This is a genomic window from Streptomyces sp. NPDC047022, assembly GCF_040644155.1.
GTDB lineage: Bacteria > Actinomycetota > Actinomycetes > Streptomycetales > Streptomycetaceae > Streptomyces.
The window spans coordinates 24,019-40,751 of the sequence record NZ_JBEYVV010000029.1; the positions used below are offsets into that span (position 1 = coordinate 24,019).

The window sequence follows — 16,733 nt, forward strand, 5'->3', positions numbered from 1 at the left end:
TGCCCCGACAGGCAACGTTCGCCGCGCGCAATCGTTGTCCGCCGGGGCACTGGCGAGCGCTGAGCACTGGTTTTTCGCGGAGCACTGGTCTTTCGCGCACTGGTTTTTCGCGGAGCACTGGTCTTTCGCGCACTGGTCTTTCGCGGGGCACTGGTCTTTCGCGGAGCACTGGTCTTTCGCGCGAGGGAGCCGGCCGGTGCGCCCGGCTCCCTCGCGCGTCTGGGTGGGCCTACGGGACGCGCCGGGCCGTGTGCCGGAACCGTGCGCCCTCCCGGGCGTCGGTCCCGGGCACGGCCGACCGGGGTCCGGAGACGGCGCGGGCGAACGCGCCGGCCCCTCCGACCAGCGGCACGTGCGCCGACGTTCGGGACAGCTCGACGGTCAGCGTGGGAGTGCCGGCCGGCGGGTCGATCAGGTCCCTGTCGGTGCCCGCGACGATCAGGGCGAGGCGGTGGCCCTTCGGTACGACGTGGTCGGTGGCGCCCAGGTCGAGAGTGATGGTGTACGCCTTGCCCGGGGTGAGCGGGACGCCCTTGCGGTCAGAGGCGTAGTGGCCGAGGTCGGCCCAGCCGCGGCTGAAGACGGTGCGGTCGACACCGGTCGTGTCGGCCTGGGTGGCCTTGTAGCAGGCGCTGTCCCCGGCGGTGCTCGCACCCCAGCAGGTGCGGTTCGTGAGCGTGGTGATGCCCTCGCCGGAGCCGTTGTAGTCGCGGATCGTGTCCGGGCCGATGTCGGCCAGCACGGCGGAGAGACGGGCCGCGGAGGTGGTCGGCGTGACGGTGACGGTCACCGTGGAGGAGCCGGACACCCGCAGATCCTTCGACAGGGGCCCGGTGACGAAGCCGGCCTTGGCCGGGGTGGACTCGTCGATGTGCGCCGCCCAGTCGCTCTCGCTCAGCTTCGGGTCGTCGGTGAAGGTCTCGGTGCCCCTGCCGGACCGCTGTCCGAGCGTGCCCACGCCCGCCCGGGCGCCCTCTCCCGGACGCAGTACGGTCGCCGCCGTGCCCGCCGGCGGCCAGGTCCCGGAGGTGACCCACTGGTCGGGGTGGCGCTCGATGTCGGCCATGGGCTCACGGTCGATGCCGTTGTCGTAGCCGAGGAGTTCATGGTCGAACCAGCGGTGCAGGGTCTCCACCCAGTTCGTGCGCCGGTAGTCGAAGGGGTCGACATGACCGGTCTGGGAGAGCCAGATCTTGCGCTGGACTCCGTTCTTGGCGAGAGCCGTCCACCATTGGCCGAAGTTCTTGGTGCGCACGTTGAGGTCCTGCATGCCGTGTACGAGGAAGACGCTCGCCTTGACCTTGCCCGCGTCCTTCACGTAGTCGCGGTCGCTCCACAGTGGAGTCCAGTCGCCGGTGCGGGGCGCCCCGTCCACCAGCCGCTGCTGCTCGGCGGCGCACCGCGCGCGGGCGCCGGGGCTCTCGACATAGTGGGAGAGCCAGTCGGGCCCCGAGCCGTACAGGGGCGCGCCCTTGGCGAAGTAATAGTCGTACCAGGAGGAGATGGCGCTGATCGGCACGATGGTCCTCAGGCCCTCGACGCCGGTGGCGGCCACGCCGTTCGCGATGGTGCCGTCCCAGCTCTTGCCGATCATGCCGGTTCTGCCGTTGGTCCAGGACGCCTTGACCGAGGTGCCGCCGGTGCGGGAGGTGTAGCCCTTCGCCCGGCCGTTCAGCCAGTCGACCACGGCCTTGGCGGACTGGACGTCGGACCGGCCGCCGGCGTCGACGCAGCCGTCGGAGCGACTGGTTCCGGCCAGGTCGACACCCACGAAGGCGTAGCCGCGCGGCACGAAGTAGTTGTCGTAGAACAGCGGCATCCGGACGACATGGCCCCCGGCGTCGTACGTCTTGGTCTGGTTCTCGTTGCCGCGCCCGCAGCAGGAGTAGTACGGGCTGGCGTCCATGATCACGGGGACTTTGCGGCCCTGTGCGGCGGGCTCATGAGGCCTGACGATGTCGACGGCGACCCGGTCGGCCTTGCCGTCCGCGTCGCCGTCGAGGCCGGTGTCCACCCAGACGGACTCACGGATGGCGCTCTCGTACGAGTACACGGGCCGGCTCTCCGGCGGCGCACCGTGGGCGGTGGCCCGGGGAATGAGAAAGGCGGCCAGCAGGATCGCCGTGGCCGCCGTCACGAGCGTTCTCCAGATGGTCAAGCGCGTGCGTGTCGGCATGCGCGGGACGGTACAGGGGTCAACTCCCGCACAGAAGAGGACAACTGCCGACACGCGGGGCGGGCGGGAACAGATGGCCGGGAATGGCCGACGGGGCACGTGCGTCCATGACGGCCGGATGGCGATCGTGTGACGGCAGGCGCCATGGACACGTCCCGGGGTGGGAGGTCTGAATAGGGTCCGAACAGACCTGAGGCCCCTACGACTTGGAGCTCTAGTGCACCGCAGACTCATCGCCCCGGGCGCGCTGGCGGCGGCCTCCCTGCTGCTGGCGATCCCGGCGTCGGCGGCCGACTTCCAGCCCGGTGCTCCCGGTATCGGCGACCCCTACTACCCGGATTACGGCAACGGCGGATACGACGTCTCGCACTACGACCTGAGGCTCACCTACCAGCCGCGCACGGACGAACTCCAGGGCACGGCAACCGTCCTCGCCACCACCACGCAGGACCTGTCCCGCTTCGACCTGGACTTCCTGCTCGATGTGAGCGAGGTGCGGGTGAACGGCGCGAAGGCCGCGTTCACCACGTCGGGTCAGCACGAGCTGGTGATCACCCCGGCCGCTCCGCTGCCGAAGGGGACGCCGCTGACCGTCGTGGTCCGCTACAGCGGGGTGCCGTCCACGAAGAGCGCGTACGGCTTCACCGCGTGGCACCGCACCCCGGACGGCGCGGTCGCGGCGGACGAACCGGAGTCGGCGTGGTGGTGGTTCCCGAGCAATGACCACCCGCTCGACAAGGCGACGTTCGACGTCTCGGTGGCCGTCCCGGACGGCACCCAGGCGCTCTCGAACGGCACCCTCCAGTCGACGAGTCCGGCGCGCGGCTGGACCCGCTACAACTGGAGGTCCGCCAAGCCCCAGGCGACCTACCTCGCCACGCTGGCGATCGGGAAGTTCGACATCACGACCGGGAAGACGGCGGCCGGCGTCCCGGTGATCAACGCCTACAGCAAGGACCTGGGCGACAACGACGGGGCGGCGCGGGCGAGCGTGGAGCGGACCGGGGAGCTGGTCGACTGGCTGACCGGCTACTTCGGCCCTTACCCCTTCGACTCGGTGGGCGGGTACGTCCCGAACACGACCACCGGGTACGCGCTGGAGACCCAGACCCGCGTGTACTACAGCCCCAAGCAGTTCGCGAACGGCTCGAACACCTCGGTCGTCGTCCATGAGCTGGCGCACCAGTGGTACGGCGACGATGTGTCGCTCAAGGGCTGGAAGGACATCTGGATCAACGAGGGCTTCGCCCGGTACGCGCAGTGGCTGTGGTCCGAACACGAGGGCGAGGGCACGGCACAGCAGCTGGCGGACTACGTGTACGCCTCGCACACGGCAGGTGACGCGTTCTGGACCGTCAAGCCCGGCGACCCCGGCCCCGACGACCAGTTCGACGCCGCGGTCTACGACCGGGGCGCGCTCGCCATCCAGGCGCTGCGGAACACGGTCGGTGAGGACGCGTTCTTCGCCATCCTGAAGGGCTGGCCCAAGGAGCACGCGTACGGCAACGCCTCGGTCGCGGACTTCCAGACGTACGCGGAGAAGGTGTCCGGGAAGCCGCTGGCCTCGCTCTTCGACACCTGGCTGTTCCAGCCGTCCAAGCCGGCGGCGGCAGCGGCGCGCGGCGTGGCCGTCGCCAGGGCGGCCACCGGACCGGTCCGGCCCAGGTCGTGGGCGCGGATCGAGGCGACGAACGACGTCCACTCGGGTTGACCGGCCACGGGAAAACCCGGAGTCCGGACCGGTTCGTCCCGGTCCGGACTCCGCGCGACGACGAGGGGTCGACCGCTACTTCATGGGCTCGCTCACTTCGTGAGCTCGCTCAGCTCCTGGTCCGTGGCGTCCGCGATCCCGCGGCGCAGGGCGAACCAGCCGCCGACGAGCAGCACGCCGATCACCGGCACGAGCATCAGCGTCTTGCGGCCGACATCGGGGTCGTTCCACATCAGGCCGAGCACCGCCAGCAGGAAGGCGATGGTGACGATCTCCGTGACCGGGCTGCCGGGCAGCCGGAACGACGGCCGCGTCACCAGGCCGGCCTTGGCGCGGCGCACGAAGACCAGGTGGCAGACCATGATGATCACCCAGGTGCTGATGATGCCGAGGGACGCGACGTTCAGGACGATCTCGAAGGCCTGGTCCGGCATCAGGTAGTTCAGCACGACCCCGAGCACACACACCGCGCAGGTCAGCAGGATGCCGCCGTAGGGGACCTGGTTGCGGTTCATGCGCGCCGTGAACTTCGGCGCGGAGCCCGCCACGGCCATGGAGCGCAGGATGCGGCCGGTGGAGTACAGACCGGAGTTCAGCGATGACATGGCGGCGGTGAGGACGACCAGGTTCATCACATCGCCGGCGCCGTGGACACCGATCTTCGACAGCACGGTGACGAAGGGGCTCTCGTCGCCGGAGTACACCGAGCCCGGCAGCAGCAGGGCCAGCAGGACCACGGAGCCGACGTAGAACAGGCCCACGCGCCACATGATCGAGTTCACCGCGCGCGGGACGACCTTCTCCGGCTCGGCCGTCTCACCGGCGGCGACGCCGACCAGCTCCAGGGCCGCGTAGGCGAAGATCACGCCCTGCATCACCAGGACCACGGGCAGGACGCCGTGCGGCAGGACACCGCCATGGTCGGTGATCACGTTCAGACCGGGCTTGTGGCCGCCCACCTCGTGCTGGGTGGCCAGCAGGAAGATACCGATGAACATGAAGGCCACCAGCGTGGCGACCTTGATGATCGCGAACCAGAACTCCATCTCGCCGAAGATCTTCACCGAGATCAGGTTCACGGAGAGGACCACCGCGAGGGCCGCGAGGGCGAGCACCCACTGCGGGATGGAGGTGAAGAAACTCCAGTAGTGCGTGTAGAGCGCGATCGCCGTGATGTCGGCGATACCCGTGGTCGACCAGTTGAGGAAGTACATCCAGCCGGCGACGTACGCGCCCTTCTCGCCGAGGAACTCACGGGCGTAGGACACGAACGACCCGGACGACGGCCGGTACAGGACCAGCTCGCCCAGCGCGCGGACGACGAAGAAGGCGAAGACACCGCAGATCAGGTAGGCGATCGCCAGGGCGGGACCGGCGTTGTGCAGCCGGCCGCCGGCGCCGAGGAAGAGACCGGTGCCGATGGCTCCACCGATCGCGATCATGTTGACGTGGCGTGCCTTCAGGTCCTTGCTGTACCCGGCGTCGCCCGCGTCCGCGGGCATCGCGGCGGCATCCTGGTGCGATGCGACCGCAACCGTGTTCACGGCGTCCTTGCTCAAGAGTGGATCTACTCCCTGGTGCGCCCGGGCGCAGGGGTGTCGCACGGGTCTACGGAAAGGCTTTGGTCCTGCCCGCGCACTGACGCGGTACAGACCAAGGAGCCACCTTCCCTGAGAGATCACACGTACGCGGTGGCACACGTCACAGCGCGGCGCTTCTCACATGATCGACGCCTGATCATCGGCCGCCCGCCGCATGGCCGTCACCTGTTCTTCACTTTGCCGTGCGGCGTCCCGGCAGGTGTCACAGTGTTGGTGGGACAGCGATACTGCTGTACATGACGACGGAGACCGATGAGCCGACGCTCACCGTGGACGAGCTGGCCGCGCAAGCGGGCGTCACGGTCCGTACCGTGCGCTTCTACACCGCCAAGGGGCTGCTTCCGCCGCCCTCGATCGGTCCCCGGCGCGTGGGTCGCTACGGTGCTGGGCATCTGGCCCGGCTGGAGCTCATCGAGGAGCTTCAGCAGCAGGGCATGACCCTGGCGGCGATCGAACGCTATCTGCACCAGCTTCCGGCCGGTCTCAGCGCACGCGACCTGGCGATCCACCGAGCCGTCGTGGCGTCCTGGGCGCCGGACACGGTGGAGACGATGACCCAGGAGGACCTGGAGCGGCGCGCCGGCCGGGCGCTGGCCCCGGAGGACATGGCGCGGCTCGCGGCGATGAGTGTGGCCGTGGCGTCCGGCGACGGTGCGTACCGCGTGGATCCAGGTCTGCTGCGCCTCGGGGTCCGGCTTCTCGACGTGCCTCTCGGACTCGAGACGATCCTGGCCGCCCGCGGTGTCCTCGTGGAGCACTCGCGCGCGGTGGCGCAGGAGCTGTCCCGGATGTTTCGCGACGAGGTGGCGGAAAGGGACTCCACAGACGTGAAGTCCCTTTCCGCGCACATGCATCCACTGGTGGTCCAGGCGCTGCTCACCGCTTTCCAGCGCTCCCTGAAGGAGGAGCTGCGCACCTGGCTGCCGGACGCGGGACCCGCAGGGGACTCCTCCTGACCCTGGCGTGTCCCGCAGCAGCGTGGGCCCGCGTCAGCGGGCGTCGGTGAACCGCTCCCCCTTCTCCGCCTTCTCCACCAGCAGCGCGGGCGGCGTGAACCGCTCGCCGTAGCGCTCGGCGAGCTCGCGGGAGCGGGCTACGAAGCCGGGAAGGCCGCCCTCGTAGCCGTTGATGTACTGCAGGATGCCACCGGTCCAGCCGGGGAAACCGATGCCGAAGATCGAGCCGATGTTGGCGTCGGCCACGGACGTCAGCACGCCCTCCTCCAGGAGCCGGACGGTGTCCAGCGCCTCGGAGAACAGCATGCGCTCCTTCATGTCCTCGAACGGGACCGTGTGGCCGGGCTTGGTGAAGTGCTCACGCAGGCCGGGCCAGAGCTTGCCGCGCCTGCCGTCCTCGCCGTACTCGTAGAAGCCCGCTCCGCCGCTGCGGCCGGGGCGCCCGAACTCGTCCACCATCTTGTCGATGACGGCCTCGGCCGGGTGCGGCGTGTAGGTGCCGCCCGCCTCCTCGACGGCCCGCTTCGACTCGTTGCGGATCTTGCGCGGCAGGGTGAGCGTCAGCTCGTCCATCAGGGACAGCACCTTGGCCGGGTAGCCCGCCTGGGCCGCGGCCTGCTCGATGGAGGCGGGCTCGATGCCCTCGCCGACCATCGCGACGCCCTCGTTGATGAAGTGGCCGATGACTCGGGAGGTGAAGAAGCCGCGCGAGTCGTTGACCACGATCGGGGTCTTGTTGATCTGCCGGACCAGGTCGAAGGCGCGTGCCAGGGCCTCGTCACCGGTCCGCTCGCCCTTGATGATCTCGACCAGCGGCATCTTGTCGACGGGCGAGAAGAAGTGCAGTCCGATGAAGTCGGTCTGCCTCTCCACGCCCTCGGCGAGCACGGTGATCGGCAGGGTCGAGGTGTTGGAGCACAGCAGCGCGTCGGGCTCGACGACGTGCTGGATCTCCTGGAACACCTTGTGCTTGAGCGCCGGGTCCTCGAACACTGCCTCGATGACGGCGTCGCAGCCCGCGAGGTCGGCGGCCTCGGCGGTGGGCGTGATCCGGGCGAGCAGGGCGTCCGCCTTCTCCTGGGTCGTACGCCCCTTGGCGACCGCCTTGGCGCACAGCTTCTCGGAGTAGCCCTTGCCCTTGGCGGCGGCCTCCGCGGAGACGTCCTTGAGGACGACCTCGATGCCGGCGCGGGCGCACGAGTAGGCGATGCCCGCGCCCATCATCCCGGCGCCGAGGACGGCGACCTTGCGGACCTTGCGGGGCTCGATGCCCTGCGGGCGGTTGGCGCCGGAGTTGACGGCCTGGAGGTCGAAGAAGAACGCCTGGATCATGTTCTTCGAGGTCTGCCCGGCGGCCAGCTCGGTGAAGTAGCGGGTCTCGATGACCTGGGCGGTCTCGAAGTCGACCTGGGAGCCCTCGACGGCCGCCGCGAGGATGTTGCGCGGGGCCGGGTAGGGGGCGCCGTTCAGCTGCTTCTTGAGGCTGGCCGGGAACGCGGGCAGGTTGGCCGCGAACTTCGGGTTGGACGGCGTACCGCCCGGGATCTTGTAGCCCGGCTTGTCCCAGGGCTGCTGGGACTCGGGGTTGGCCTCGATGAAGGCGCGGGCCTTGGCCAGCATCTCCTCGGGAGTTGCCGCCACCTCGTGGACGAGGCCGTTCTCCTGGGCACGCCGCGCGTTGTACTGCGTGCCCTGCAGGAGGACCTTCAGCAGGGCGTCGGCGATGCCCAGCAGGCGCACGGTGCGCACGACTCCGCCGCCGCCGGGGAGCAGACCGAGGGTGACCTCGGGGCAGCCGATCTTGGTGCCGGAGGTGTCGAGGGCGACGCGGTGGTGACAGGCGAGCGCGAGCTCGAAGCCGCCGCCGAGGGCGGCGCCGTTGATGGCCGCGACGACCGGCTTGCCGAGGGTCTCGATGCGGCGCAGGTTGCGCTTGATGGCAAGGCCGCCGTCGAACATGTCCTGGGCGGTCTCGGGGGTGACCTGGATGAGGTCACGCAGGTCGCCGCCCGCGAAGAAGGTCTTCTTGGCGGAGGTGAAGATGACGCCCCGGATCGAGTCCTTCTCGGCTTCGAGCCGGTCGGCGACGGCGGCGAGGGACTCGCGGAACGCCGCGTTCATGGTGTTCGCGGACTGGTTGGGGTCGTCCAGGACGAGGGTGACGATCCCGGTGTCGTCCTGCTCCCAGCGGATGGTGGTGGATTCAGTGCTCATCAGGGGTGCTCCGTATGATCCGTTCGATCCGTCGGGGGAGGTCAGACGCGCTCGATGACGGTGGCGATGCCCATGCCGCCGCCCACGCACAGCGTGGCCAGCCCGTACCGCTTGTCCTGCCGCTCCAGTTCGTCGATGAGCGTGCCGAGGATCATCGCCCCGGTCGCGCCCAGCGGGTGGCCGAGCGCGATGGCGCCGCCGTTGACGTTGACCTTGTCGAGCGAGAGGCCCATGTCCTTGAGGAAGCGGAGCACGACGGCGGCGAACGCCTCGTTGATCTCGACCAGGTCGATGTCGTCGATCGACAGGCCCGCCTTGGCGAGCGCCTTGCGGGTGGCCGGGGCCGGCCCGGTCAGCATGATCGTGGGCTCCGAGCCGGACACCGCGGCCGAGACGATCCGGGCCCTCGGCCGCAGACCGTACCGCTCGCCTACCTCCTTGGAGCCGATGGCGACGAGCGAGGCGCCGTCCACGATGCCGGAGGAGTTGCCCGCGTGGTGGACGTGGTCGATCTGCTCGATCCAGTGGTACTTCTGCAGCGCGACCGCGTCGAATCCGCCGAGCTCGCCGATGTCGGCGAACGACGGCTTCAGCTTGGCGAGCGAGTCGGCGGTCGTGCCCGGGCGGATGAACTCGTCGTGGTCGAGGACGACGAGTCCGCTGCGGTCCATCACCGGGACCACGGAATTCTCGAAGCGGCCGTCCTTGACGGCGGCGGCGGCACGCTCCTGGGACAGCGCGGCGTACTCGTCGACGTCCCGCCGTGAGAAGCCCTCGATGGTGGCGATGAGGTCGGCGCCGATGCCCTGCGGGACGAAGTTCGTCTCCATGTTGGTCATCGGGTCGGCGAACCAGGCGCCGCCGTCCGAGGCCATGGGCACCCGGGACATCGACTCCACGCCGCCCGCGAGCACCAGGTCCTCCCAGCCGGAGCGCACCTTTGCGGCGGCCATGTTGACGGCCTCCAGACCGGACGCGCAGAACCGGTTCTCCTGGACGCCGGCCACGGTGTCCGGGAGCCCGGCGGCGATGGCGGCGATGCGGGCGATGTCCGAGCCCTGGTCGCCGACCGGCCCCACGACACCGAGCACGATGTCGTCGATCGCGGCCGGGTCGAGGTCCGGGAACCGCCGCTGGACCTCATGGATGAGCCCGACCACCAGGTCGATGGGCTTGGTGCCGTGGAGGGAGCCACTGGCCTTGCCGCGACCTCGCGGGGTGCGGATCGCGTCGTACACGTACGCTTCGGTGCTCACGGTTAAGCCTTTCGGGGAGGGTCAGCCGAGCAGGGAGCGACCGATGATCTCCTTCATGATCTCGGTGGTCCCGCCGTAGATGGTCTGGATGCGGCCGTCGGTGAAGGCCCTGGCGACACGGTTCTCGGTCATATAGCCGTAGCCACCGTGTAGTTGCAGACAGCGGTCCGCCACCCGCTTCTGCAGTTCGGTCGCCCACCACTTGGCCATGGAGGCGTGCACGGCGTCGAGTGCGCCGTCCGCATGGTCGGCGATACAGCGGTCGAGGAAGGCGCGGGTGACGGCGCACTCGGTGGCCATCTCGGCTATCTCGAAGCGTATGTGCTGGAGCCTGGCGAGGGGACGTCCGAACGCCTCGCGTTCCTTGACGTACTCCGTCGTGATCTCCAGCAGGTGCTCGGCCGCGGTGATCCCGGCGACCGCGATGTTCAGCCGCTCCTGCGCGAGGTTCGTCATCAGGTGCCCGAAGGCGCCATTCAGCTCGCCGAGGAGGTTCTCCTTCGGCACGCGCACATCGTTGAAGAACAGCTCGGCCGTGTCCTGCGCCTTCTGGCCGATCTTGTCGAGGTTCTTGCCGCGCTCGAAGCCCGCCATGCCGCGTTCCACCACGAACAGCGAGAGTCCGTGCGCCCCGCCCTCCGGGGTCGTACGGGCCACGACGATCACCAGGTCGGCGAGGATGCCGTTGGAGATGAAGGTCTTGGAGCCGTTGAGCAGCCAGTGGTCGCCCTTGTCCTCGGCGCGGGTCCTGATGCCCTGGAGGTCGGACCCGGCGCCGGGCTCGGTCATCGCGATGGCGGTGATCAGCGAGCCGTCGCAGAACCCGGGCAGCCAGCGCCGCTTCTGCTCCTGGGTGCCGAGGCCCGTCAGATACGGCCCGATGATGTCGTTGTGCAGCCCGATCGCGAGCCCGGAGGCCCCGGCGCGCGTGAACTCCTCTACGAGTACGGCGCTGTAGCGGAAGTCAGGCGTCCCACCGCCCCCGTACTCCTCGGGTACGGCGAGCCCGAGGAGTCCCTGCCTGCCCGCGGCCGGCCACGCGTCGCGGGAGACGATGCCGTCCTTCTCCCACTGCTCGTAGTGGGGCAGCACCTCCTTGGCCAGGAAGGCGCGCACGGTCCCGCGGAACGCCTCGTGGTCGTCGGTGTAGATCTGCCGTTTCATGGGGTCTGTCCCCTCCTCGCAGCCGGCTTCCGGCCATCCCGGGCTGCCGCTTGGGCTCCGGTCCGGCCGGAGCGGATCGGGAGCTGCATCAGTCACCCTCCCAATCCCGCGTCAGCCGGGGTACGTCCCAGTCGCGCGCCACGTCCTCGGTGTCGGCGCCGGGCCGCGCGGGTCCGCTGCGCACGGACGCGGGGGTGGCCGAGAAGCGGGGTGCGGGCGCCGGCTGGGTGATTCCGCCGTGGTCGGTGAAGGTGCCCCGGGCGGCGAGATGGGGGTGCGCGGGGGCTTCGCGCAGCGACAGGACAGGGGCGACGCAGGCGTCGGAGTCCTCGAAGACCGCGGTCCACTCGTCGCGCGTACGGGTCTTGAAGCGGGCAGCGACCGCCTCGCGCAGCTCGTCCCAGCGGGCGGCGTCCGCGCGGGCCGGGATCTGCTCCGTGACACCGAGGCCGAGCAGGTCCACGAACTCGTCGTAGAACTGCTCTTCGAGGGCTCCCACCGCCATGTACTGCCCGTCGGCCGTCTCATAGGTGCCGTAGAACGGGCAGCCGCCGTCGAGGAGGTTGGCGCGGCGCCGGTCCTGCCAGCTGCCGGCCGCGAGCATGCCGTAGATCATGGATGTCAGATGTGCCGTGCCGTCGACGATGGCCGCGTCCACGACCTGACCCTCGCCGGTCGCGCGCGCGTGGTGCAGCGCGGCGAGGACACCGGTGACCAGGTACAGCGAGCCTCCCGCGTAGTCGCCGAGGAGGTTGGCGGGGACCGCGGGCGGGGCGTCCGCGTCGCCGATCATGCCGAGCGCGCCGGTGACCGCGATATAGGCGATGTCGTGCCCGGCGCGCGGGGCGAGCGGCCCGTCCTGGCCCCAGCCGGTCATCCGCCCGTAGACGAGTTCCGGGTTGCGGGCGCGGCAGGCGTCGGGGCCGACGCCGAGACGTTCGGCCACGCCGGGGCGGTACCCCTCGATGAGGATGTCGGCACGTTCGGCCAGGTCCAGGACACGGGCCCGGCCGTCGTCGGACTTCAGGTCGACGATCACCGAGCGCTTGTTGCGGTTCGTGATGTCGTACGCCGGATCGATCCCCAGTCCCCCGCCGCCAGGGCGGTCCACGCGGACGACATCCGCGCCCAGGTCGGCGAGGAGCATGGCCGCGAACGGGCCCGGCCCGATGCCCGCGAGTTCGACGACGCGCACGCCGGCGAGGGGGCCGTGCCCCGGCGTCTTCCCTGCCACTGCCATCCGGCCCCCAGCCTCAGCTTCATGACACAACCGATGTGACACTGACGATGTTAAGAACGTGTTGCAGTCTCGGCAATAGGTAAACGAGCAAGCGCTTACTCAAATTCCCGGGCACCTGTGTGGCCGACCTCCCGGAACCACGCCGACACTGCCGGGACCCCGCCGCCCACGGACCTCGCCGTCACGCCGTCCACGGCTCACGCTAGCCTCGGCCACCGGCAACGGCGCGGGTTGAGAGTCGGGGCGCGCCCTGGGCGGCCGTGAAGCTGAGAGCTGAGAGGTGTCATGAGCAGGCTTAAGTCGGATCGCGCGTACGACATCGTGTTGTTCGGAGCCACCGGTTTCGTGGGTGAGCTCACCGCGGAGTACCTCGACGCGCACGCGCCCGACGGGCTGCGCTGGGCGATCGCGGGCCGCAGCACCGCCAAGCTCGAGCGCCTGCGGGACCGCCTCACGGGCAAGAACGGGCCCGAGGTGCTGCGCGCGGACGTGTCGAATCCTGGCTCGCTGCTCGAGCTCGCCCGCGGCACACGCGTGCTCGCGACCACGGTCGGTCCCTATCTCGAGTACGGCGAGGAACTGGTGGCGGCCTGCGCCGACGCGGGCACCGACTATCTCGACCTGTGCGGCGAGACGGAGTTCGTGGACCTCATGTACGTGCGGCACGACGCACGCGCGCGGGAGACCGGCGCGCGGCTCGTGCACTCCGCCGCGTTCGACTCCGTTCCGCACGACCTGGGCGCGTACTTCACCGTGCGGCAGCTCCCGGAAGGGGTGCCGCTGACGGTCGACGGATTCGTCCGCACGGAGGCACGCGTCTCGGGCGGAACACTCGCATCCGCGCTCGGCCAGGCCGCGCGCGGGCCGCAGATGCTGGCCGCGGCCCGGGACCGCGCGCGCCACGAGCCGCGCCTGCCGGGGCGGCGGGTGCAGGCCCCGCTGGGCGTGCCCCGGTTCGCGAAGGAGGTCGGGGCCTGGGCTCTGCCCCTGCCCACCATCGACGCGCAGGTGGTGCGGCGGTCGGCGCGGGCGCTGGAGTGCTACGGGCCCGACTTCCGCTACCGGCACTACGCGGCGGTCGAGACCCTGCCCTTCGCTCTGGGCGGTGTCGCCGCCGTGACCGCGCTGGTGGCGGCGGCCCAGGTGCCGCCCGCGCGGCGCTGGCTGTCGGACCGGTACCGGCCCGGTCAGGGCCCGAGTCCCGAGCGGCGGGCCAAGAGCTGGTTCTCGGTGCGGTTCGTGGGCGAGGGCGGCGGGCAGCGCGTGTTCACGGAGGTCGCGGGCGGTGACCCGGGGTACGACGAGACGGCGAAGATGTTCGCCGAGGCGGCGCTGAGTCTTGCGTTCGACGACCTGCCGGGGACGTCCGGTCAGGTGACGACCGCGCAGGCGATGGGCGACGCCCTCATCGACCGCCTCCGCGCCGCGGGCATCACGTTCCGTACGGCGGCACGGCGGTAGCCGTCCCGTCCGGTGCCGGACGGGAGTCCGACGGCATTCCGACGGCATTCCGACGGCAGCTGTCCGGCACCGACCGGTCGGCGGCAAGCTCCGGGCGCCGGCCGGGCGCAGGCAGCGTCCGGCCGGGCGGTCCGAGCCCCCGTCGGTCCGAAGTGCCGGTGCTTGCGGGCGCTCGCGCCGACGAGGTCGAGTCCCCCGGACGAACCGCCGGGGCATGCCCCGGCGCCGCTCCACTCAGGCATCCGCCCCGGGACAACGGCCTCAGGAAACCGCGTCCCTGAGGGCCTGGCGGCACAGGGCGTCCGCGCGGCGGGTGGATTCGGGGAGGCGGTACTCCGGGGTGAGCGCGAGCGTATGGGCGCAGGCACCTTCGAGGCTCACACGGTGTCCCACCGAGACGAAGACCGGCTTGACGCCCGTCCGGGTGCGCAGGGCCCGCCCGACGTCGTCGGCGCCCGCGAGCAAGGGGGTCGCGCTGCCGCGCTCGGCGGCCGGTTCCGCGTAGGTGAAGATGAAGGGGTTCTTGGCCACTCCGATGGTGGGCAGCCCGGTGAGGACGCCGAGGTGGCTCGCCAGACCGAAGCGGCGCGGGTGGGCGAGGCCGTATCCGTCGCAGACGACCAGTCCCGGTTCGCGGTGCAGCGCTTCGAGGGCGGCCAGGACCGTGGGGATCTCGCGGAACGCGAGCAGGCCGGGGACGTAGGGGAAGGACACCTCCCCGACGGCGGTGGCCTCGGCGACCACGGCGAGCGTGGCTGCGTCCAGGACGACGGCCGCCGCCGCGACCACGCCGCGCTCGTCGTCGTAGGCGACGTCGACCCCCGTCACCAGGCCGGTGCCCGGCGGCGGCCCGGGCTCGTCGAGGATCACCCGGCCGCGCAACTCGTCCTGCGCGGCGCGGGCTTCGTCTTCGGTCGCGGGCCAGCCCGCGGGTACGCGTACGGTCGTCATGGTGGTGCCGAGCCTACGGCCCCGCCGGCCGGGGGTCGCGGACGGCGTCAGGGCTCCAAGCGGGCCACCCGCCCCTTCTCGCCCGAGGCCCAGCAGCCCATGTCCGGGGCGCAGTCCACGGTGTCGTACGAGCCGGTGTCGACGGTCCTCCAGGTACGGCCGCCGTCCGTGGTCAGGTCGGTGCCGGTCGGCCCCACGGCCAGCGCGGCCCCGCGGCTGTGCGGGAGCCAGGCGGCACCGGAGCGGTAGGCGGGCGGCGGCTCGGCCGAGGTCGTCCACGTACGGCCCCCGTCCGCGGACACGGCCGCCGCCTGCGGTGACGACTGGTCGGCACGGTAGTCGCCCCCGACCGCGATACCGTGCGCGCGGTCGCGGAAGGCGAGCGCGAAGACACCACGTGCCGGATCGCCCGCCGGCAGGGGCGTGTCCGCGGCCGTCCAGTGCAGTCCGCGGTCGCCGGAGTGCAGCACGCGCGCGTGAGCGCCGCCTCCCGTGGCCAGCAAGGCATCGCGCGGCCCCGACGTGACCAGGCACTGGCCGCTCGCCGCGAACCCGGCCTCCGAGGCCTGGGCTTCGGGCATCCCCGCGGCCGGCAGGACCGTCCAGGACCGGCCGCCGTCGCTGGTGGAGAGGATGCGGAACCTCCCGTCGACCGGGTCGCTCACGGCCAGCCCGTGGCGGCGGTCGAAGAAGGCGAGGCAGTCGTAGAACGCGGCGGGGTCGGTGTTGCGGAAGGTCTCGGTCCAGGTCGCGCCGCCGTCATCGGTGCGCAGCACCCGGGACGCCTCGCCCTCCCCGATGGCCAGAACCACGGCGTGCCGCGCGTCGAACGCCTCCACGTCGCGGAATTCCAGATCCGCTGCTCCCGGTGGCGATACGTTCCGCCAGTGCGCGCCGCCGTCGGTGGTGCGCAGCACGGTTCCCTTGGCTCCGGCCAGCCACGCGGTGTCCCGGCCGACCGCGGACAGTCCCCGGAAGCGCACGTCCGTGCCGCTGTCCTTGAGCTGCCAGTGCGGCGCCGGCCGCGGGGCTTCGTGCGCCCGCGCGGGTGCCACCGACAGTGCGGCGAGGGCCGCCGCGCACAGTCCCACGGCCACCGCTCTGCCCGTACGTCTCGTGTTCCCCATGCCCGTCATGGCGGGCGAAGCTAGTGCACTCCCCCTGAGTCGTCCAGATGGCCTCTGTCCGGGAACCGCGCGCCCCCGCCGGGTGTCTTCCCGGATGTCCGTTCCACCGCCGTCCGACGCCACCGGGGGCTCGTGGTCGCCACATCACATGAATCCGGTGACAGAGGTCACTCGCAATTCATATGCACGCATCGGCCGATTCCATCGTCTCTTCACGTGCCGTGCCTCAACCGCCCGTAGTCCGTTCAGCCGTCACAAGGGAGCAAGGCGTTGTCCACCCTCATCGAGCAGCCCGTGGAGGCCCGTCTCGTCGCCGCAGCTCCGCGGATGCCGAGCATTCCGGCCACGCTCCACTACGACCGGCGCGATCCGTTCGCGGTCCGTATGACCTTCCCCGCACCGGCCACGCTGGAGGGCGTCGAGGTCTGCTGGACCTTCGCCCGCGAGCTTCTCTCGGCGGGTCTCGAGGGCCCGGAGGGCCACGGTGACGTCCGCGTGCGCCCGTACGGCTACGACCGCACCGTCCTGGAGTTCCACGCCCCGGAGGGCACCGCCGTGGTGCATATCCACTCGAGCGATGTGCGGCGGTTCCTCCAGCGCAGCACCGAGCTGGTGCCCCTGGGCTTCGAGCATCTTCAGGTGAACCTGGACGAGGACCTCGCGGAGCTGATGCGCGACGCGCGCTGAACGCTCCGCTCCCGGGCCCGGCACGGGGCCCGCGATAATTCCGTTGACCGTCCTCGCACGTGTCCCTACGGTGGTCGACGGTCCTGTTGCCGTCGATTGGAGAAGGACGTTGCTCGTCTGAGGTCTTGGAGACACCGGCACACGACGCCTTGAGCGTCCGTGTGTGTCGCGTGCGACCTCGGCGTACGA

Annotated in this window: 12 protein-coding genes; 4 read left to right on the plus strand and 8 right to left on the minus strand. The window is 70.7% G+C overall.

Annotation, left to right across the window (positions count from 1 at the left end):
* Window positions 1–229 precede the first annotated feature (229 nt).
* Window positions 230–2,176 carry a Xaa-Pro dipeptidyl-peptidase gene (locus ABZ845_RS24975; protein WP_360983291.1) on the minus strand — a complete coding sequence of 649 codons (1,947 nt, stop codon included), beginning with the start codon at window positions 2,174–2,176 and terminating at the stop codon, window positions 230–232.
* 217 nt (window positions 2,177–2,393) lie between these two features.
* Between ABZ845_RS24975 and ABZ845_RS24980 the strand changes: the two genes are divergently transcribed.
* The gene (locus ABZ845_RS24980) at window positions 2,394–3,887 is read left to right on the plus strand and encodes a M1 family metallopeptidase (RefSeq protein WP_360983293.1); all 1,494 of its coding nucleotides are present in this window, start codon (window positions 2,394–2,396) and stop codon (window positions 3,885–3,887) included.
* Between the two features lie 92 nt (window positions 3,888–3,979).
* On the opposite strand, the gene ABZ845_RS24985 is transcribed toward ABZ845_RS24980, so the two are convergent.
* Window positions 3,980–5,446 (minus strand): amino acid permease, encoded by a 1,467-nt coding sequence (locus ABZ845_RS24985; RefSeq protein ID WP_360983295.1) that lies wholly within the window; start codon window positions 5,444–5,446, stop codon window positions 3,980–3,982.
* A gap of 278 nt (window positions 5,447–5,724) precedes the next feature.
* Here ABZ845_RS24985 and ABZ845_RS24990 point away from each other — a divergent pair, with 278 nt between their 5' ends.
* Window positions 5,725–6,444, plus strand: a complete 720-nt coding sequence (locus ABZ845_RS24990; protein ID WP_360983297.1) for a MerR family transcriptional regulator — start codon at window positions 5,725–5,727, stop codon at window positions 6,442–6,444.
* 33 nt (window positions 6,445–6,477) lie between these two features.
* Here the strand turns inward: ABZ845_RS24990 and ABZ845_RS24995 are convergent, their stop codons facing one another.
* The 4 genes from ABZ845_RS24995 to ABZ845_RS25010 form a co-directional block, all read right to left on the minus strand.
* Window positions 6,478–8,658 (minus strand): 3-hydroxyacyl-CoA dehydrogenase NAD-binding domain-containing protein, encoded by a 2,181-nt coding sequence (locus ABZ845_RS24995; protein WP_360983299.1) that lies wholly within the window; start codon window positions 8,656–8,658, stop codon window positions 6,478–6,480.
* A gap of 41 nt (window positions 8,659–8,699) precedes the next feature.
* A complete protein-coding gene (locus tag ABZ845_RS25000) occupies window positions 8,700–9,914 on the minus strand; it encodes an acetyl-CoA C-acetyltransferase (protein WP_360983301.1) in 1,215 nt (404 codons plus the stop codon).
* A gap of 21 nt (window positions 9,915–9,935) precedes the next feature.
* Window positions 9,936–11,078 carry an acyl-CoA dehydrogenase family protein gene (locus ABZ845_RS25005; protein WP_360983303.1) on the minus strand — a complete coding sequence of 381 codons (1,143 nt, stop codon included), beginning with the start codon at window positions 11,076–11,078 and terminating at the stop codon, window positions 9,936–9,938.
* 88 nt (window positions 11,079–11,166) lie between these two features.
* Window positions 11,167–12,318 (minus strand): CaiB/BaiF CoA-transferase family protein, encoded by a 1,152-nt coding sequence (locus ABZ845_RS25010; RefSeq protein WP_360983305.1) that lies wholly within the window; start codon window positions 12,316–12,318, stop codon window positions 11,167–11,169.
* Window positions 12,319–12,603: 285 nt separating this feature from the next.
* Here ABZ845_RS25010 and ABZ845_RS25015 point away from each other — a divergent pair, with 285 nt between their 5' ends.
* Window positions 12,604–13,779 carry a saccharopine dehydrogenase NADP-binding domain-containing protein gene (locus ABZ845_RS25015; RefSeq protein ID WP_360983307.1) on the plus strand — a complete coding sequence of 392 codons (1,176 nt, stop codon included), beginning with the start codon at window positions 12,604–12,606 and terminating at the stop codon, window positions 13,777–13,779.
* A 261-nt stretch (window positions 13,780–14,040) separates the two neighbouring features.
* On the opposite strand, the gene ABZ845_RS25020 is transcribed toward ABZ845_RS25015, so the two are convergent.
* Both ABZ845_RS25020 and ABZ845_RS25025 read right to left on the minus strand, forming a co-directional pair.
* Complete coding sequence (locus tag ABZ845_RS25020; protein WP_360983309.1) at window positions 14,041–14,730, minus strand: endonuclease V; 690 nt, start codon at window positions 14,728–14,730, stop codon at window positions 14,041–14,043.
* Between the two features lie 47 nt (window positions 14,731–14,777).
* Entirely contained in the window at window positions 14,778–15,857 is a 1,080-nt protein-coding gene (locus tag ABZ845_RS25025) for an oxidoreductase (protein WP_360983311.1), read from the minus strand.
* A 270-nt stretch (window positions 15,858–16,127) separates the two neighbouring features.
* Between ABZ845_RS25025 and ABZ845_RS25030 the strand changes: the two genes are divergently transcribed.
* Window positions 16,128–16,544: an SsgA family sporulation/cell division regulator gene (locus ABZ845_RS25030; protein WP_360983312.1), complete on the plus strand. Its 417-nt coding sequence runs from the start codon at window positions 16,128–16,130 to the stop codon at window positions 16,542–16,544.
* Window positions 16,545–16,733: the final 189 nt, after the last annotated feature.